Source organism: Pseudomonas sp. SJZ079 (assembly GCF_007993865.1).
GTDB lineage: Bacteria > Pseudomonadota > Gammaproteobacteria > Pseudomonadales > Pseudomonadaceae > Aquipseudomonas.
In genome coordinates this window covers 67,242-85,506 of record NZ_VIUH01000005.1, presented here as the reverse complement: position 1 = coordinate 85,506, position 18,265 = coordinate 67,242, and the positions used below count along the sequence as shown (strand labels likewise).

Here is an 18,265-nt window from a genome sequence, read left to right as displayed (position 1 = left end):
CTCATTGTTCGAGCAACACGCCGGGCGCCAAGCGCTGATCGGGGTCGAAATGCGCGGACAAGGCCTTGAGCGCCGCCATGCCCAGCGCGCCCTTCTCCACCGCCAGGTAAGGCGCGTGATCGCGACCGACGCCGTGCTGATGGCTGATGGTTCCGCGATTCTCGGCGATGGTCCGGCACGCCACATGCTTGAGCTGTTGCCAGCGCGCCAGGGTTTCGTCGTAGGTGTTGCCCGGACGGAACACGTAAGTGGTGTAGATGCTCGAACCCTCGCCGTACACGTGGGACAGGTGGGTGAATACATGCACCCGCTCGCCCTCGCTGGCCAGGCCGTCGCGCAGACCGGCTTCGAGCTTGTTCAGCAGACTGTCGACGTTGCACCAGTCGGTGGCGGTCTCCAGGGTATCCACCGCGTAGCCGGCACTCCACAGGCCATGACGCAGGTAAGGGAAGCGGAAACGGTTCTCCGCCCACTTCTTGCCCAGCAGGGTGCCGCTGAACACCCCGCCAAAGCCTTTCAAGAGCCTCTTCGCCTGTTTCAACGACGCGGCGTTCTGCACCCGGCTGCCGGTGACGCCGAAGGTCAGCATGCACTTGCCGTGGTCCGCGCCGCGCAGGGCCAGGTATTTCTCCAGCCAGGCGATCTGCTGCGGATGACCGGCCAGGGCCAACTGGGTCTCGGTTTCGATGGCATTGGACAGGCGCAGCATGGACAGCGGTACCCGCGCCTGCACCAGCTGGCGAATGCCCAGCAGTGCCTGCTGCCAGTTGGGCAGGAACACCGAGTAGAAACGTTCCTGCTCGGCCAGACGGGTGATGCGCACCTTGACCTCGGAGATGATGCCGAAGCGCCCTTCCGAGCCGAGCACCACTTCGCGCAAGTCCGGGCCGGCGGCGGAGGCCGGGAAGGTCGGAAGCTCCAGGGTACCGGCGAAGGTCTCCACCGAGCCGCCGGCGAACAGCTGCTCGATACGCCCGTAACGCAGCGACTGCTGGCCGCTGGAGCGGCTGGCGACCCAGCCGCCCAGGGTCGACAGCTCCCAGGACTGCGGGAAGTGGCCGAGGGTGTAGCCACGCGCGCGCAGCTGGCTCTCCACCTGCGGGCCATTGGCACCGGGACCGAAGGTGGCGATCAGGCTGTCCTCGTCGATCTCGACCAGCTTGTTCATGCGCTCCAGCGACAAGGTCAGCACCGGTCGACTGCTGTGCTGCGGGTTGATGTGGCCGGCCACCGAGGTGCCGCCGCCGTAGGGAATCAGGATGACGTCGTGCGCACTGGCCCAGGCCAGCAGCTGGCGGATCTGTTCGGCAGTCTCCGGGTAGGCGACACCATCGGGGAACACCCCGAACTCGCCGGAGCGCATGGCCAACCAGTCCGGCAGGCTCTGGCCACGGGCGTGGCGCACACGGTCCTCGGCAGCAAGGGTGTAGAGCGCGTGGGTCGGCAGCCGCGAAGCCGGTACCTGGGCCAGCACCTGCTCGAGGCTGGCATCGGCGAGCACCTGGCCCGGCCCCACCCGCTCGGCGAGAAAGGCCGCACCATGCGCCGGCAGTTCTACCACGGTCGCCTCATCGCCCCAGCCGTTCCAACGTCGCATCTGCCTCTCCCGAGATATTCCGATCACACTCATTGACTGCCTATACTAGCCAGCCCCCTGCGGGCGTCACTGTCGAAACGGGACAGGCCTTATCGCCAATCAAGCCACTCAGAATAAGAACCCGCCATGGATAACCTCGGCTATACCTCAGTTCCCGCCCTGCTCAAGTACCTGCGCCACGCCGAACACCTCGGCCTGGATGTCGAACAGGCACTGGCGGCCGCAGGCATCCAGAGCGAGGACCTCAGCGACAACGGCAAACGCATTCCCAGCGAGACCCACGAACGCTTGCTCGAGCATTTGCTGCGGGTCTCCGGCGACCCGCTGTTCGGCCTGCATAGCGCCCGTTTCGTGCAGCCGGGCTCCTGGAGCGTGCTCGGCTATATCACCATGAACTGCGCCACCCTGGGCGCAGCCATGAGTCGCATCGTGCCCTACGAAAAGCTGGTAGGCGACATGGGGGTGAGCCGGATCGAGGCGCGGGCCGATCAGGTGCACTTGATCTGGACCTGCCGCCATCAAGCCGCGGAAATCCGCCGGCACATGGTCGAGAACGTGCTGGCCTCCTGGCTGCTCTATGCGCGCTGGATCGCCGACATGGACCGCTCGCCTCGCGAAGTGTGGTTCGAGCATGCGCAACCGAGCGGAGTGGACGTGACTGAATATGAAGCGGTGTTTGGCTGCCCGATCCGCTTCGAGCAGCCCTGCAACGCGCTGATCGTGCCACAGGAGTATCTCGGCGTGGCGCTGCGCCAGGCCGATGCCAATCTGCTGCGCACCCTGGAAGAACACGCCCTGACGCTGATGGCCGGGCTGGACGACGACGAACCGCTGCCGCGGCGGGTGAAGAACGCCCTGCGTCTGCTGCTCAAGGATGGCCTGCCGCGCAAGGAACGCGTGGCGGAGAAATTCAACATGACGGTGCGCACCCTGCAGCGGCATCTGCAACAGACCGGCACCAGCTACCAGCAGATACTCGACGAACTGCGCCAGGAGCTCGCCGAACACTATCTGCTGCGCAGCGACCTGGCGATTCAGGACATCGCCAGCTACCTCGGCTTCACCGAGTCGCGCTCCTTCCACCGCGGTTTCAAGGCCTGGACCGGCCAGACTCCGGGCGAGTTCCGCGACAGTCGGCGCCAGGCCGCGCCGCTCAATCCGTAGGCTCGGCTGAGCCTGCGCCACCCCACCCTGCGCGGCGCTAGCCGAGAATCTCGCTCAGCGGAATAAAGCGCAGGCTGTCGCCCTCCTCCAGCGTTTGCCCTTCCAGCAGTTCGGCAAGCCCTTCGGCCCAGGCCGCACTGCGTAGCACCCCCGAACTCTGGTTCGGATAGGGCACCACACGGCCACCTTCCAGACGCGCGCGCAGATATTCACGACGCTTGCCCGGTTTGCTCCAGGCGAAGCCGGCTGGCACTTGAAAGCCCAGTGGTTCGACCCGCTGTACGCCGAGCCGGCGCAACAGGTAGGGCCGCGCCAGCAGACCGAAGGTCACCAGGCTCGACGCCGGATTACCTGGCAGGCCGATCACCGGTACACCGCGAAAATGCCCGCAGGTCAGTGGCTTGCCCGGCTTGATCGCCAGCTTCCAGAAGGTCAGCTCACCCTCTTCGCGCAGCGCCTCGCCGAGAAAGTCCGCCTCGCCGACCGACACGCCGCCGGTGGAGAGAATCAGGTCGACATCGCTCAGCGCGGCCAAGGCCGCGCGGGTCAGTTCGAGATCATCGGCGAGGATGCCGCCATCCACCACCGCGCAACCGAGACGCCGCAGCCAGGCGATCAACAGGCTGCGGTTGCTGTTGTAGATCTGTCCCGGCCCCAGCGGCTGACCCGGTTCGATCAGCTCGTCGCCGGTGGACAGCACCGCCACCCGAGGACGCCGGCGCACCCGCAGCTCGGCCGCGCCGAGCGAAGCCGCCAGGCCCATTTCGATCGGCCCCAGGCGCGTGCCCGCCGGCAACACGCTATCGCCGACTCGGGTTTCCTGGCCCTGCGGGCGCACGTTTTGGCCGAGCCGCAAGGGCTCGCTGAAGCGCACTCGGCCATCCTCGCCAACCTCGACGTTTTCCTGCATTTCCACCGTATCGGCGCCCGCTGGCAGCGGCGCACCGGTGAAAATTCGCGCGCAAGTGCCCGGCTGCAATGCCTCGGGTGCACTGCCGGCGAGAATACGCTGACTGACTGCCAGCGGCTCGCCACTCCAGTCCGCCAGGCACAGGGCATAACCGTCCATGGCGCTGTTGGCCCAGGGCGGCAGGTCGAGCGTGGCAATCAAGGGCTCGGCCAGCACGCGGCCATCGGCATCGGCCAGGGCGACCCGCTCGGTCTCGTCGATGGGCGCCGATTCGGCCAGAGCCAGCAGATGCGCCAAAGCCGTCTCGAGCGGCATCAAGCCGGTGTAATCGATACCGCTCATCCGCGGCTCTCGCAGGCGGCCGCCTGCGTTAGATGAGGGACGAAATTGCAGGGGCGGTGCCGGGCATCCAGCTGCTCGTTGAGGATACCGTCCCAGGCGGTGCGGCAGGCGTTGGTCGAACCCGGCAGGCAACACACCAGGGTGCCGTTGGCCAACCCGGCCAGGGCGCGCGACTGAACCGTCGAGGTGCCGATATCGGCCACGGAAATCTGCCGGAACAGCTCGCCGAAGCCATCGACCTGCTTGTCCAGCAGGCAAGCCACGGCTTCCGGCGTGCTGTCGCGAGCGGTGAAACCGGTGCCGCCGGTGATCAACACCACCTGCACGCTGTCGTCGGCGATCCAGCCGGCGACCTGGGCGCGAATCTTGTACAGGTCGTCCTTCAGCAGCACGCGGGCAGCCAGGCTGTGTCCCGCGCCTTGCAGGCGGTCGACGAACAGCTGGCCAGAGGTATCGGTTTCCAGGGTACGGGTATCACTGACGGTCAGAACGGCGATATTCAACGGCACGAATTGCGCCTCGGCCTTGTGGTTCATGGCAGGCTTCCAGTTGTCCAAAAGAATGCCCGATGTTATATCACAGGCCCACCCTTGGAGGCTTCGTCATGCCCGCTGCGACTGTTCTACCGCCCTGCTCCGTACTGCTGTTGGCCGGCGGCCGCGGACAGCGCATGGGCGGTCGCGACAAGGGGCTGGTCGACTGGCATGGCCGCCCGCTGATTGCCCACTTGCATGACCTGGTGCGCCCCCTCAGCGACGACCTGATCATCTCCTGCAACCGCAATGCCGAACGCTACGCACCATTCGCCGACCGCCTGGTGCAGGACGACGACGCCGACTTCCAAGGCCCGCTGGCCGGCATTCGCGCGGGCCTGCACGCAGCTCGCCACGACTACCTGCTGGTGCTGCCCTGCGATGCGCCGCTGCTCGACAGGTCGCTGCTGGCAAGCCTGCTCGCGAAAGCCGGTGCGCAACCGGTCGTGGTGCGCCAAGGTGAGTTCTGTGAGCCGCTGTTCAGCCTGATCCCCAAATCCCTCTGCGCCGCACTGGAGAATGCCTGGCAAGCTGGCGAACGCAGCCCCCAGCGCTGGTTGCGCAGCCTCGATCCCAGGACGGTCGACTGTCCAGCCAACGACCCACGCCTGGCCAACCTGAACACTCCGGAGTTACTGGCACAGAGTGACGAGTAGCCACGGATAGGCCAACATGAGGGAACCTGAACGGGTAATTCCCGTCTGAGGCTGAGTAGACATTCTCGATCAACCAAGGAGACAACCCATGACTCAACGGACTCTGCCCGCACTCCTACTCACTCTGGGCCTGGCCACACTGGCAGGTTGCGCATCGCCATCGGTGATCACCCTGAATGATGGCCGTGAACTCCAGACCCTCGATCAGCCGGAGTACGACGAAGAGACGGGCTTCTACGAATTCGAACAACTCGATGGCAAGCGCGCCAAGGTCAACAAGGATCAGGTGCAAACCGTCAAAGAGCTGTAAGCCGCACCTGCACTCAGACGCCAGGCTCGCCCGAGGCGCTACGGCTGAGTGCAGCCGCCGCACAAAGAGCGCCCTCAAAGGAACGCCCGCCGCTCGAAAAATTTAAGCCTAACCCCTTGTACAGCAAAACTTTTTCAGTACAATCTGAACCTGTTCGGAGTGTAGCGCAGCTCGGTAGCGCGTCTCGTTCGGGACGAGAAGGTCGCAGGTTCGAATCCTGTCTCTCCGACCAAATCCCAGTTTCATCGATTGCTCACCGCAGTTAATGAGACACACAAAAAAGCCCGTCTCGCGCGGGCTTTTTTGTGTCTGGCGGTACCTACTTGTCTCTCCCTAGAAATTCCCAACGTATATGCCCGCTTGAACGCAGGCTGAAAACGCGAACCCTAGGCATATCCCGCGAAACCAAGCGCAGCTCACAAGCCGACACCAGCCTTCCCAGCCTCGCACTGCAAAGACCTAATGATCTCCCGGTCACCGCTACAGAAGCTCCCCCAGCCGCCCCGGCACAGCTAATCCGAGGCCCGGTGCTGAACCACATACGGTCCGACCTGGCCAAGTAAGCCGATTTCAAACGCCAGCATTGAGCGCTCACGGGGCTTTCATGCCCCCCTTCTTTACCCGACCTTTACACCCTACTGACCGCCTCTTACACAAAGCCGATGTCTCATGAATGCAGGGATAAATAATCCCAAACATTTGGAGGCAGATATGCATACTCGCATTTCAATACTCGCCCTGGCCACGGTGCTCCTGCTGATGACCGGCTGTGCTTATCACGAATACAACGGCCGGGCCGGCGGCTATTACAGAGACGGCGATCGTCATCAATCCGCAAGGATTCAAACACACAGACAACACAGATATGAGTATCGAAACCACGAACGCGACGACCGCCGCCGACCTGATCGCGAGGACAGCAGGCGTCACCACCGCTGAGCGAAGCCCTGGCGCTTGAGCGCATTTGAAACGGCCAAAAAACACTACAGGGCCAGCAAATAACTTCGCACACCGACCGCAACTGAGCTGGAGTTTTCATCCAGCCTGATCGCGCGGGCTTCTCTGTGGTGCTTGCGTACACCTGCCTGAACGGATACGCGCTTAAGCCAAACTCTGAAAAGCACGCAGCATGGCCTTGCTCAAGTCCACCGTGGAGAACTTGGTGAGCATGTCGTTGGCGCCAACCGCGCGGGCTTTTTCGGTATTCATGGTGCTGTCCAGCGACGTGTGCAGCAACACATAGGTTTGCCCGATACGGGCGCTCTGACGAATAGCCCGGACCAGGTTGTAGCCATCCATTTCCGGCATCTCGATGTCCGAGACCAACACCTCGATTGGCTGGCCAGCCTCGGCTTGCGACTCCAGCATCTCCAGCGCGCTGGCAGCGCTTCTCACTGCCTGACAATCCAGATCGAATTTACGTAGCGCCGCCAGTGTCAGCTGCAGGGCCACATGCGAGTCGTCCACCACCAGCACACGGCGCCCGCTCAACAGCCCACGCTCGGCGCTGGTGAGCAATTGTTCATCGACCTCTTCGGGGACTACCGGGGCGATTTCGTGCAGTACCTTCTCGATATCGAGAATCTGCACAATCACGCCATCGATCTGGGTAACCCCGGTAATGAACGCTTTAGACCCCGCACCCGCCGGTGGCGGACGCACATCGCGAGTCGAACACTGGACGATGCGTTCCACGCTTTGCACGTGCAACCCCTGACGTGAACGACTGAGCTCGGTGACGATCAGGCAGCCATCCTGGCTATCATTGCGACCCACCTCGCCAATTGCCCGGGCCAGGTCGATCACCGTCAAGGCGGCACCGCGCAGAGTGGCCACGCCGCGCACGTGAGGGTGGCGACTGGGCAATTTGGTCAATGTAGGACACGGAATGATTTCATTGACCTTCAACAGATTAATACCCAGTAATCTGCCGCTGTGCAGACGAAATAACAGCAGCGATAACGCATCCCCCAGCACCATACTCAAGGCAACTCCCCTTCCTAGCTAGCCATACAACTTCAGTAAGAACCTAACAGCGGGACTTTGCCCATCCGGCAAGCAACCTATCATCGATAGACCGCAGCGCTCTCTGCTCAGCGCAAAAATGTCACGACTTGCTCGGCGTCGAACGGCCAATTCAGTTCGGCACCGGTGTCGCAACGACGCAGCACCGGAATACGCAAACCATAATGCTCGACCCACTCTTCTTGGTCGGCGATGTCGACCAGCTCAACCAGTAAGCCGTGCTCGACGAAAGGCATCAGCAGCGCCTCGGCTACTTCGCACAGGTGGCAGCCAAGGGTGCCGAATAGTTGGCATTCAGGGAGCATCCCCACGCCTCCACACACAACGAAGCGTTAAGTCTAGCACTTGCCTCAGGCGGCAGCAGTCGGCGCATTATCCTCCCGCAATACGGGGTCGAGCAGACTCTGTAGGCCAACGAGCAAGCGGCCATTGAGTTGCTCGGCCTTCTCCAGGCGCGCCGCGTCGAAGCGCTCATCCAGGGCAAAACCACCTTTGAGCAGCGCCTGCAAGCTGTCCTGACCATGCTCCATGACTTGATCGGCACTGCGCAGCGCATCCAGCAGGCCTCGGGCATAGTCAATCAACGAGCCATTGGCTGCACTGGCCACCTGCCCCCCCTCATCGGCCACCGCGCTATAGGCATCGGAGGCTTGGCGTACACGGGTCTGGGTCAGGTGTAAGGACATCGACGCCAACTGCTCGCCGTCCATCTCAAGTGCCATGGCGCGATCGAAGGCACCGGCCAAGTCGCCCGAGTAGAACTTGCTGGACAACGCCTGCACCTGTCCGAACAGCGCCCCTAGCGCCGCGCGCTCCTCTTCGTCCAGCTCGCCTTCGACACTGACCTGCCAGGTGCCGATTTGCAGACTAGAGGATTGGCTGCTGGCAACTAACGCGGTGCCGCTCGCATTGCTAGCCGCCGCCACGCGGCTCTGCGACCAGCTGGCCGAGCCCTGAGCGATGGAGATGCGCAAGCGATCACCATTGCGCGTAGTTACGCTCAGGTCGAAGCTTTGCGCCTGAGCAGCAAAGCGCTCGCGATGTACAACGGCCGCCGAGCTGCCTGAATCTGGCCGCACGACAGGGCCGAAGCGCTCGCTCAGGTTGCCCAAACCAGCTTGGATACGCTGGTAGGTGTCGTCGATATCCGTCGCCACCTTGCCCTGCAATACGCCCATGCCATCGAGAACTTTACGCGCGTCGGCAAACCCCTTTTCCACCCCTTCGCGAGCCTGATTCAGCAAGCCTTGCAGCTTCGCCGGATCGGCACCCGCAGCCGCTTCGCTGTGCAGGCGCTGCTCAATGAAACCAAGCACCCGACCGGCAACTTTTTCCGGGGTGAAATCATCCCGCTGACCACTCAACGCCCCCGGCTCCAAGCCAAGGCGCTCGGCAAGACGATTAACCAGGGTGTTTTGCGCGTCGGCCGCACGACCAGCCGTGGCTGAGCCGTTAAAAGATGGCGGACGCGAAACGAAAGAGGGCAAAGCAGCCAGAGGGCTCATGATCAAGTTCCGAGGCAAGGTATCTAAGCGGTTGACGGCCGCCACTCGCATATCTTTAGCCGGCGGGCAGCAGCAACCGACCAAAGGCCGCAATTCTGCGCAGGCAGAATAGTTTCGGCCCTGCCAGCAGAATTAGTCCTGCCTGCATAGGCAGTTCAGCCGGCCTCGGCTATCGCCTCTAAGTCGCTGATATAAAACGCCTGCCGACTAAAGTCTAAAGGTCAGTCAATTGTCCTCATGCTTTATTTCACAGCGCCGTAATGGCCACTAATCGCCGACCCGCCTATCAATGAGGACACAATAATAATGAGCAAGCATCCCCTCGCCCGCGCAGTGGCGTTTGCCACGCTGGGTGCCAGCCTTACTCTCCCCTCCCTCGCCCATGCCGAGTTCATCAAGGACAGCAAGGCCAGCCTGGATCTGCGCAACTTCTACTTCAACCGCGACCTGCGCGACACCACTGCGGCGCAGCAGTCCAAGCGTGAAGAATGGGCCCAGGGCTTTATCTTCAAGGCCGAATCCGGCTTCACCGAGGGCACCGTCGGTTTCGGCCTGGACGCCTATGCCGGTCTGGGCCTGAAGCTCGACTCCTCCGACGAGCGCGCCGGCACCAACCTGCTGCCCAACAGCTTCGGCGACGAAGGCCCGGGCGAGTACTCGGAAGCCACCGCCACGCTCAAGGTCAAGGCCTCCAAGACCGTGGCCAAGATCGGCGGGCTGATGCCCAAGCTGCCCACAGTGGCTGCCAACGATTCGCGCCTGCTGCCGCAGACCTTTCTCGGCGCTCATCTGAACAGCCAGGAGATCGACGGCCTGACCCTCGATGCCGGCCAACTGCGTGAGCTCAACCAGCGCGACTCCACCGACTTCCAGGACCTCAGCCTGAACTCCGGCGCCAAGCGCAACTTCAAGTTCACCGGCAAGGGCAATCAGGGCGACGACTTCAACTTCGCCGGCCTCAGCTACAAGCTGACCGACAGCCTGACCGGCGCTTACCACTACGGCGAGCTGGAGCAGCTGTACAAACAGCACATAGTCAACCTGGTGCACGTGCTGCCGATCGCCGACAAGCAGAGCCTGAAGACCGACCTGCGTTACGCCCGCTCCACCGATGACGGCGCAAGCAACGTCGACAACAAGGCCTTCGGCGCCATGTTCACCTATGGCCTGGGCTTCCACAGCTTCGGCCTGGGTTACCAGAAGATGAGCGGCGACACCGGCTACGCCTACATCAACGGCACCGACCCGTTCCTGGTCAACTACGTGCAGATCGGCGATTTCGCCAACAAGGACGAAAAGTCCTACCAGCTGCGCTACGACTACAACTTCGCCGGTCTGGGCATTCCCGGCCTGACCTTCATGACCCGCTACCTCAACGGCGACAACATCGACCGGCTGAACGCAGCTGGCGAAGGCAAGGAGTGGGAGCGCAACAGTGAGCTGATGTACGTGTTCCAGGACGGCGCGCTGAAGAACCTCGGCATTCGCCTGCGTAACGCTACCGTGCGCTCGAACGTCGGCAACGACCTCGACGAGAACCGCCTGATCATCAGCTACAGCCTGCCGCTGTTCTGATAGCTGCCGACAGCCACAAAAAAGCCCGGACAGCATGCCGGGCTTTCTTATGTTTGCAGGCAATCAGTCCTGACTGACAGCTCCAATCTTATGCACCGAGAGGTCGGCCCCGTAGTATTCCTCCTCCTGGCTCAGGCGAATGCCAATCAGCATTTTCAGAACACCGTAAACCACGAAGCCACCAGCCAGCGCTATCACTACACCCAGGCCGGTACCAATCAGCTGGCTGGTCAGGCTGACACCGCCCAGGCCGCCCAAGGCCTCCTGACCGAAGATGCCGCAGGCAATCCCACCCCACACACCACACAACCCATGCAACGGCCATACGCCGAGGACGTCGTCGATTTTCCATTTAACCTGGGTCGCGGTGAACGCCCAGACGAACAATGCACCTGCGATCGCGCCAGTCACCAAGGCGCCGACCGGATGCATCAGATCGGAGCCCGCGCACACCGCCACCAAGCCGGCCAGCGGGCCGTTGTGCAAAAAGCCCGGGTCGTTACGGCCGACCAGCAAGGCCGCAACCGTGCCACCGACCATCGCCATCAAGGTATTCACTGCCACCAGGCCACTGACACTGCCCAGGGTCTGCGCACTCATCACGTTGAAGCCGAACCAGCCAATGATCAGGATCCAGGAACCGAGCGCCAGGAACGGAATGTTCGACGGCGCAAAAGCCACCAGACGACCGTCGCGGTAACGCCCATCGCGGCGGCCCAACAGGATCACCGCGCCGAAGGCCAGCCAGCCGCCCATCGCATGCACCACCACCGAACCGGCGAAGTCATGGAAGCTGGCACCATAGCTGGCCTTCAGCCAGTCCTGCACGCCATAGTTGCCGTTCCAGATCATGCCTTCGAAGAACGGATAGATGAAGGCCACGATCAACACCGTGGCACAGAGCTGCGGGCCAAACTTGGCACGCTCGGCGATGCCGCCAGAGATGATTGCCGGGATCGCTGCAGCGAACGTCAGCAAGAAGAAGAACTTCACCAGCGCATAGCCATTCTCTTCAGTCAGCACGCTCGCCGGCTCGAGAAAAGTCACGCCGTAAGCGACCCAGTAACCTATAAAGAAATAAGCCAGCGCAGACACGGCGAAGTCCGAAATGATCTTCGACAAGGCATTGACTTGGTTCTTCTGCCGCACCGTGCCCACCTCGAGGAAGGCAAAACCGGCGTGCATAGCCAGCACCATAACGGCGCCCAGCAGGATAAACAGGGTGTTGGAGCCATGAATCAGGCTTTCCACGGCACTGTTGATGTTTTCCATCAGCGAAGAAAACTCCGTCGTCGGGGAAAAAGCACCAAAGCGGATCACTCACAGACCGAAGCGCACCATATAGCAGCACACTCGCCGACCTACACCACTTCAAACAATCTCCGCCGGCCCCAAAATGATGCCAACCAAAATTGCGTACTAGGCACTTAATCCAGGTTTATTAATGACTTATTGATGCACCGTGGCGTCCTGGCCACCCCCTTCATAGCCCCATAAAAGAGCACCGAACTGGAAGTGCGCACCAGCATAATGCAAGGGTTGTACCAGCAACTGGGACAACAGTGCCAGGCACCCTAGGCGCATCATGGGGAGGAACCCACGCCCCTTACTGCACTCGAACCCCTTACACTCAGATGTCAAAGGAGAGACCCATGGCCCGCAACAGCACCAACCCAACCAGCCAAGATGAGTTGCTTAACGAGTTCCAAGCCCTGGTTCACGACACCGAAAAGCTGCTGCAACACTCAGCCAGCCTGGCTGGTGAGCAAGCCGAAGAGCTTCGCGAACAGATCCGCGCCAGCCTTGGCCGTGCCCGCTCTACTCTGCACAATGCCGAAGACTCCCTGCGCGAGCGTGGCAAGGCGGCGGTTCAGGCAACCGAAGGTTATGTGCAGACGCACCCCTGGCAAACAATTGGCATTGCCGCCGGCATCGGCTTGCTGCTTGGCATGCTGATCACGCGGCGCTGATGAGAGACGACATGGACGCCACGCCCCCTGCCGAGCCTAGTCGCGGCCCTTCACCGCGGCGCTTTGCCGCCGCCTTCATGGGCCTACTGCATGGTCATGTCGCATTGTTCGGCGAAGAGCTGAAAGAGCAGCAAAGCAATGCCCTGCGTCTGTTCGTACTGTCCAGCCTGAGCTTAATGTTTGGCTTGCTGCTACTGATTGGCCTGTCTGCCGCATTGCTGATCGGCTTTTGGGACAGCCATCGAGTGGCTGTAATTACCGCGCTGTGCGCCTTCTATGGCCTCGGCTTTCTGCTTTCGTTGGGGTACCTGCTGCTGCGCCTACGTAGCGCCCCCACCCCATTCAGTGCCAGTCTTGAAGAATTGGCGCACGACCGCGAGCAACTGCTGCCATGAATCTACCAGAACTGCCCGCCAAGGCTTCACGCAGCGAGCTGCGCAAAGCCATGCTGCGCCTGCGCCTGGAGATGCATCGCCAGGAGCTGCGCCACGAAACCATGGTATTGATGCAACCACTACGGCAGGCACAATACTTCAGCAGTCATTGGCGTACGGAGCTGGGCAAAAGCAACGCACCACTATGGGTCGCAGGCGGCGCCTTATTGCTGGCCACTTTCGGCGTGCGCCGCAATAACTGGCGGCGCTGGTTTCGTATCGCTCTGATCGCCTTTCCGTTGCTCCGCCGACGCCCACCACGGCACCCGGCTGACCAAACAACAACGCCACAACCCCGCAGTGACTAGCTGGCTGCAAACTTGCTTAGCTGAATCATTCGCCGCACCGTGCGGCGTTCTACTGCCTATAGCTAAGGATGTGCCCGGTGCTCGACGGTCAACCTCTCGCCGTCTTCCAACCCTTCATCGACACAGCCACCGGTAAGATTGCCGGGGTTGAGGCACTCGCCCGTCTACGCGATGCCGAAGGTCAGCTGCATTCAGCGGGGCCACTGTTCAGTGACCCGAAAACACCCCCCGCCGCCCTGCGTCGACTCGACCGCCAAGTTCGCGAGCAGGCGCTCAAGCGCTTTCATACAGCGCCAGCAGACTGGTTTATGAGCTTGAATATCTCACCGCGCTGGATCGGCCGACTACGCCCCGAGCAGCCACTACCGAGCCTTAAACAACTGGAACGCAGTGGCATCGACCCGGCACGAATCGTTTTTGAAATCACCGAACTGGGCGGTGCCAGCCAACGATTGCCTGGCGTAGTCGCGCGCTATAGGGAAGCCGGGGTGCGCATCGCCATCGATGACTTTGGCGCAGGTTACTCGCAACTCGACCGTGTGCTGGCATTACAGCCAGACATACTCAAATTGGATATGCGCCTGTTTCAGGAAGCCGCACGTGGCGGCCCCTCCTGTGAAGTGGTCAAGGCTCTGGCGCAAATGGCCGAGAAAACCGGCTGCTGGATTATCGCCGAAGGCGTGGAAACCGAAGCCGAACTGGACTTCGCTCTGGAGTGTGGTGCGCGCTATGTGCAGGGCTACCTGTTCGCTAAACCCGAATTGAATTTTTTCCACGGCAACGCCTTTGTCAGCCGCTACGCCCAGCTTCGCGACCGATATGTGCAGCACAAGCTTGCCGGGCGTGTGCGCTTGAAAACTTTGCGTCAACAGGTCGGCGAATTGATGGACAGGCTGAAGAACGGGGTCGAAAACGGAGTAACAAGCAACAACCTACCCCAGCCGGATGCATATCCCTGGCTGCTGCGGGTCTATCAATGCGACCGTCACGGTACTCAACTCACACCTAACTTAGAACGGCACGAACGGACCTGGCGTGCGGACTCGCGCTACCTTGGTCATAACTGGTCATGGCGACCCTACTTCTACCAGCTGCTCTCAGAAGACTGGGAGGACCACCGCCTGATCCTCTCCAGCACCTATCGTGACGCCAGCACCAACCAGTACTGCCTGACCGCAGGGCAGTTCCTCGATGAGGGCCGCCTATTACTGGTGGACATCGATGCTGCCGGCTTGTAGCCACCAACCAGGGTGTGCAGTCGTTAATCGGCTTAACGCCGACTAGGCTTAGAGAGCTACGACTCCAACTCTGAGGCTGAGCGCATCATGCCCACTCATCCCGCCCGCGGCCTGGCGATTTGTCTGTTGCTGGCTCTACTCCCCGCCACACGAGCCAATACTGACGAGCCGACGTATCGGGAAATCAAACCCATCCTGCAGGCCCGCTGCGTGCTTTGTCACAGCGGGCCACAACCTCCACTCGGGCTAAGCCTCGACAGCCTCGAGCAGTTGCTCAAAGGCAGCCAAAATGGGCCCATCGTTCGCGCAGGCGCCCCCTCCAGCAGCAAACTGATAAACCGCCTGAAAGGCCTCAGCCAACCGCGCATGCCTATGACTGGTCCGCCTTTTCTCAGTGAAGAAGAGATCGCCCTGTTCGAACGCTGGATAACCGGCGGCCTTAAGCCCGGCTCAGCTGAGCGCTCAGCCGAAGTCGACAGCAGCCCCTCAGTCAGCCCAGGTAGCGCAGTGAACTACGCCCAGGTTGAAAAGCTTCTCGTCCGACGCTGCGTAAAGTGTCACTCACCTTCTGGGCTTATGGGTGGACCGCCTGAAGGCTACCTGCTGACGTCTTATGCAGCGACCTTGAGCCATGAGGATCGCGCCCGAGTCGTGCCCGGATCAGCCGACAGCAGCGAGCTGGTGCGCCGCATCCGCGGCCAGGCAAGACCACGCATGCCGTATGACGGCCCACCTTTTCTCGACGACACGGAAATCGCCCTGATCGTCGACTGGATCAATCAAGGGGCCCGCGATGCGCAGGGCAAGCCGGCCAGCTTGCCAACGGGGGCCAAGGTGCGCCTGCACGGCAGGCTTGAGGCGAACTGGCGGCTGGACTCACTACCACTCAAGGTCAACGCAGCAACTCGTCTTGAGCATTCGCCACGGACCGGTGATTACGTGCAAGTGCGCGGACGCCTAACGAGTGGCGGCGCTCTGATCATAGAGCGAATCAGGCCACGCCACTGACCGCGCGCACGAGGTCAGCCAGGTGCATCCGAGCGGTCGATAGCGGGGTAACCGAGTTCAGATACGGCCCAAGCCGCACACAGCTACCGCACCACTGCTCAGGAGACGGAGCAATCTCTTTGTGACGCCAGGCGACGGCGCTCATTCACAGCAGGCCAATCAGAACCGCAGGAGCTGGTTACCAGCCTAGATTCCAACGTAATGTGGGGTGGCATTAAAGGCGCCGCAGACCTTCAGAGTCATAAGGCCGACGGACTTCGACCCTCGCAGCACATTGCCCCCGGTACTACCCAACAACTAAAAACCCGATATGGCTACTCGTCTTCATTCACCCGGTCACGCAACTCTTTCCCCGGTTTGAAGTGAGGTACGAACTTGCCGTCCAAACATACCGACTGACCCGTTTTCGGGTTACGACCAACTCGTGGCGCGCGGTAATGCAGAGAGAAGCTCCCGAAACCGCGAATTTCAATGCGGTCACCAGTGGCCAATGCCTGGGACATTTGTTCCAGCATGGTCTTGATAGCCAACTCGACATCCTTGGATGACAGCTGCCCCTGGTGGGTGACAATTCTCTCGATCAACTCCGACTTGGTCATGGTTTTCCCTTCTTTTTCAAGCGGCTAGATCATTTGACCTATTCCAGTTTTTAGCACGTTGCGCAGAGCTTGAACAGCCCGCAAGGCTTTACAGAGGAGCCAGACCGCAAAAAGTAAAGGGGGAAATTCCAAATAGCGCGGATAACGCCCGGACAACCTGGCATGCCCAAGCGACAGGGCTGCAGACTGCTTGACGGAGACCTCGCCATCCCTGTGAGCCCAGGTATCCTCGCGCTCAGGGGCGAGCCGCTGCACGGAAGACACCTAGGGTCTGATACTTTCTTACAGGCACAAAAAAGGGCGACCGAAGTCGCCCTTTTTCTGGATTACCCGAACTTAGTTCTGGTTTTCCATTTGTGCACGAATCAGATCACCAATGGTGGTCGGACCGGCAGTCTCAACGTCCTGCTTACGCAGTTCCTTGATTGCATCTTTGTCGTCAGCGACGTCTTTCGATTTGATCGACAGGCTGATAACACGACTCTTACGGTCGACGCTGATGATCTTAGCTTCGACTTCTTCGCCTTCCTTCAACACGTTACGCGCGTCTTCAACGCGGTCACGGCTGATTTCGGAGGCTTTCAGTGTGGCTTCGATGCCTTCAGCCAGGGTGATTACAGCGCCCTTAGCGTCAACTTCTTTAACGGTACCGCGCACGATGGCGCCTTTATCGTTAATGGCAACGTAGTCGGAGAACGGATCTTCTTCCAGCTGCTTGATGCCCAGGGAGATGCGCTCACGCTCCGGATCAACGGAGAGGATAACGGTATCCAGCTCATCGCCCTTCTTGAAACGACGTACGGCTTCTTCGCCCACTTCGTTCCAGGAGATGTCGGACAGGTGAACCAGGCCGTCGATGCCGCCATCCAGACCAATGAAGATACCGAAATCGGTGATCGACTTGATGGTGCCGGAGATCTTGTCACCCTTGTTGAACTGACCCGAGAAATCTTCCCACGGGTTAGTTTTGCACTGCTTGATACCCAGGGAGATACGACGACGCTCTTCGTCGATATCCAGAACCATGACTTCCACTTCGTCGCCAACCTGAACGACTTTCGACGGGTGGATGTTCTTGTTGGTCCAATCCATTTCGGATACGTGCACCAGGCCTTCCACACCTTCCTCCAGCTCTGCGAAGCAGCCGTAGTCGGTCAGGTTGGTTACGCGCGCAGTAACACGAGTGTCCTGCGGGTAACGTGCCTTGATGGCAACCCACGGATCTTCGCCCAGCTGCTTGAGGCCCAGGGAAACGCGGTTGCGCTCACGATCGTACTTGAGGATCTTGACATCGATCTCATCGCCAACGTTGACGATTTCAGACGGATGCTTGATACGCTTCCAAGCCATGTCTGTGATGTGCAACAGGCCGTCGACGCCGCCCAGATCGACGAATGCGCCGTAATCCGTGAGATTCTTGACGATACCTTTGACTTGCTGGCCTTCCTGCAGGGACTCGAGCAGAGCTTCGCGCTCGGCGCTGTTCTCGGCTTCCAGTACGCTGCGACGGGAAACGACAACGTTGTTGCGCTTCTGGTCCAGCTTGATGACCTTGAATTCGAGCTCTTTGCCTTCCAGGTGAGTGGTATCACGCACCGGACGCACATCGACCAAGGAACCTGGCAGGAACGCACGGATGCCGTTAACGTCGACAGTGAAGCCGCCCTTAACCTTACCGTTGATAACGCCCTTAACCACTTCCTCAGCGGCGAAAGCTGCTTCCAGAACAATCCAGCACTCAGCGCGCTTGGCTTTCTCGCGGGACAGCTTGGTTTCACCGAAGCCATCTTCAACCGCGTCCAGCGCGACGTGAACTTCGTCACCGACCTTGATGGTCAGCTCGCCTTGTTCGTTGAAGAACTGCTCGAGCGGGATGACGCCCTCGGACTTCAGACCGGCGTGAACTGTGACCCAGTCACCGTCGATATCGACAACGATACCGGTGATGATTGCGCCCGGCTGAAGGTTGAGAGTTTTTAGGCTTTCTTCAAAGAGTTCCGCAAAGCTTTCGCTCATGTTGATTCCTGTTGTTCAGGGCAGGAAATCTGCCCAAACCACATTCCAGACAATGTGGGTACGTTCATATAAAAA

The 18,265-nt window shown here is 60.7% G+C and carries 19 protein-coding genes and 1 tRNA gene; 11 read left to right on the top strand and 9 right to left on the bottom strand.

The features are described 5' to 3' along the window. Position 1: 1 nt before the first annotated feature. The gene (locus FBY03_RS07120) at positions 2-1,597 is read right to left on the bottom strand and encodes an FAD-binding oxidoreductase (RefSeq protein WP_147171501.1); all 1,596 of its coding nucleotides are present in this window, start codon (positions 1,595-1,597) and stop codon (positions 2-4) included. Positions 1,598-1,723: 126 nt separating this feature from the next. Between FBY03_RS07120 and FBY03_RS07115 the strand changes: the two genes are divergently transcribed. Beyond that, positions 1,724-2,761 (top strand): AraC family transcriptional regulator, encoded by a 1,038-nt coding sequence (locus FBY03_RS07115; protein WP_147171500.1) that lies wholly within the window; start codon positions 1,724-1,726, stop codon positions 2,759-2,761. A gap of 37 nt (positions 2,762-2,798) precedes the next feature. Here FBY03_RS07115 and glp read toward each other — a convergent pair whose 3' ends face one another. Together glp and moaB are read right to left on the bottom strand one after the other, a co-directional pair. Further along, entirely contained in the window at positions 2,799-4,013 is a 1,215-nt protein-coding gene (glp, locus tag FBY03_RS07110; protein WP_147171499.1) for a gephyrin-like molybdotransferase Glp, read from the bottom strand. Continuing rightward, the gene (gene moaB / locus FBY03_RS07105) at positions 4,010-4,549 is read right to left on the bottom strand and encodes a molybdenum cofactor biosynthesis protein B (RefSeq protein WP_147171498.1); all 540 of its coding nucleotides are present in this window, start codon (positions 4,547-4,549) and stop codon (positions 4,010-4,012) included. Before moaB ends, glp begins: the two co-directional genes overlap by 4 nt. A gap of 68 nt (positions 4,550-4,617) precedes the next feature. On the opposite strand from moaB, the gene mobA reads away from it, so the two are divergent. The 4 genes from mobA to FBY03_RS07085 all read left to right on the top strand — a co-directional run bounded on the left by mobA (position 4,618) and on the right by FBY03_RS07085 (position 6,451). Continuing rightward, entirely contained in the window at positions 4,618-5,202 is a 585-nt protein-coding gene (gene mobA, locus FBY03_RS07100) for a molybdenum cofactor guanylyltransferase MobA (protein ID WP_147171497.1), read from the top strand. Positions 5,203-5,290: 88 nt separating this feature from the next. Continuing rightward, positions 5,291-5,512, top strand: coding sequence for a YgdI/YgdR family lipoprotein (locus FBY03_RS07095; RefSeq protein ID WP_147171496.1), 222 nt, complete (start codon positions 5,291-5,293; stop codon positions 5,510-5,512). A 155-nt stretch (positions 5,513-5,667) separates the two neighbouring features. Next, positions 5,668-5,744: transfer RNA gene (locus FBY03_RS07090), tRNA-Pro, on the top strand. Between the two features lie 479 nt (positions 5,745-6,223). Continuing rightward, positions 6,224-6,451 carry a hypothetical protein gene (locus tag FBY03_RS07085; RefSeq protein WP_147171495.1) on the top strand — a complete coding sequence of 76 codons (228 nt, stop codon included), beginning with the start codon at positions 6,224-6,226 and terminating at the stop codon, positions 6,449-6,451. A 162-nt stretch (positions 6,452-6,613) separates the two neighbouring features. Here FBY03_RS07085 and FBY03_RS07080 read toward each other — a convergent pair whose 3' ends face one another. The 3 genes from FBY03_RS07080 to FBY03_RS07070 form a co-directional block, all read right to left on the bottom strand. Then, entirely contained in the window at positions 6,614-7,498 is an 885-nt protein-coding gene (locus tag FBY03_RS07080; protein WP_147171494.1) for a chemotaxis protein CheV, read from the bottom strand. Positions 7,499-7,605: 107 nt separating this feature from the next. Continuing rightward, positions 7,606-7,842: a glutaredoxin family protein gene (locus tag FBY03_RS07075; RefSeq protein ID WP_147171493.1), complete on the bottom strand. Its 237-nt coding sequence runs from the start codon at positions 7,840-7,842 to the stop codon at positions 7,606-7,608. A gap of 45 nt (positions 7,843-7,887) precedes the next feature. Beyond that, entirely contained in the window at positions 7,888-9,042 is a 1,155-nt protein-coding gene (locus tag FBY03_RS07070; protein ID WP_147171492.1) for a DUF5610 domain-containing protein, read from the bottom strand. Between the two features lie 306 nt (positions 9,043-9,348). Between FBY03_RS07070 and FBY03_RS07065 the strand changes: the two genes are divergently transcribed. After that, positions 9,349-10,617, top strand: coding sequence for an OprD family porin (locus FBY03_RS07065; protein ID WP_147171491.1), 1,269 nt, complete (start codon positions 9,349-9,351; stop codon positions 10,615-10,617). A gap of 63 nt (positions 10,618-10,680) precedes the next feature. Here FBY03_RS07065 and FBY03_RS07060 read toward each other — a convergent pair whose 3' ends face one another. After that, entirely contained in the window at positions 10,681-11,889 is a 1,209-nt protein-coding gene (locus FBY03_RS07060) for an ammonium transporter (RefSeq protein ID WP_147171490.1), read from the bottom strand. 380 nt (positions 11,890-12,269) lie between these two features. Between FBY03_RS07060 and FBY03_RS07055 the strand changes: the two genes are divergently transcribed. The 5 genes from FBY03_RS07055 (at position 12,270) to FBY03_RS07035 (ending at position 15,575) form a co-directional block, all read left to right on the top strand. After that, the gene (locus FBY03_RS07055; RefSeq protein ID WP_147171489.1) at positions 12,270-12,587 is read left to right on the top strand and encodes a YqjD family protein; all 318 of its coding nucleotides are present in this window, start codon (positions 12,270-12,272) and stop codon (positions 12,585-12,587) included. A gap of 11 nt (positions 12,588-12,598) precedes the next feature. Beyond that, positions 12,599-12,982: a phage holin family protein gene (locus FBY03_RS07050; protein ID WP_147171488.1), complete on the top strand. Its 384-nt coding sequence runs from the start codon at positions 12,599-12,601 to the stop codon at positions 12,980-12,982. After that, positions 12,979-13,329, top strand: coding sequence for a hypothetical protein (locus FBY03_RS07045; protein ID WP_147171487.1), 351 nt, complete (start codon positions 12,979-12,981; stop codon positions 13,327-13,329). Before FBY03_RS07050 ends, FBY03_RS07045 begins: the two co-directional genes overlap by 4 nt. A gap of 77 nt (positions 13,330-13,406) precedes the next feature. Next, a complete protein-coding gene (locus FBY03_RS07040; RefSeq protein ID WP_147171486.1) occupies positions 13,407-14,567 on the top strand; it encodes an EAL domain-containing protein in 1,161 nt (386 codons plus the stop codon). Between the two features lie 87 nt (positions 14,568-14,654). After that, the gene (locus tag FBY03_RS07035; protein WP_147171485.1) at positions 14,655-15,575 is read left to right on the top strand and encodes a c-type cytochrome domain-containing protein; all 921 of its coding nucleotides are present in this window, start codon (positions 14,655-14,657) and stop codon (positions 15,573-15,575) included. A gap of 314 nt (positions 15,576-15,889) precedes the next feature. On the opposite strand, the gene ihfB is transcribed toward FBY03_RS07035, so the two are convergent. Beyond that, positions 15,890-16,174: an integration host factor subunit beta gene (gene ihfB, locus FBY03_RS07030; protein WP_025167342.1), complete on the bottom strand. Its 285-nt coding sequence runs from the start codon at positions 16,172-16,174 to the stop codon at positions 15,890-15,892. A 336-nt stretch (positions 16,175-16,510) separates the two neighbouring features. Continuing rightward, the gene (gene rpsA / locus FBY03_RS07025; protein WP_147171484.1) at positions 16,511-18,190 is read right to left on the bottom strand and encodes a 30S ribosomal protein S1; all 1,680 of its coding nucleotides are present in this window, start codon (positions 18,188-18,190) and stop codon (positions 16,511-16,513) included. Positions 18,191-18,265 lie beyond the last annotated feature (75 nt).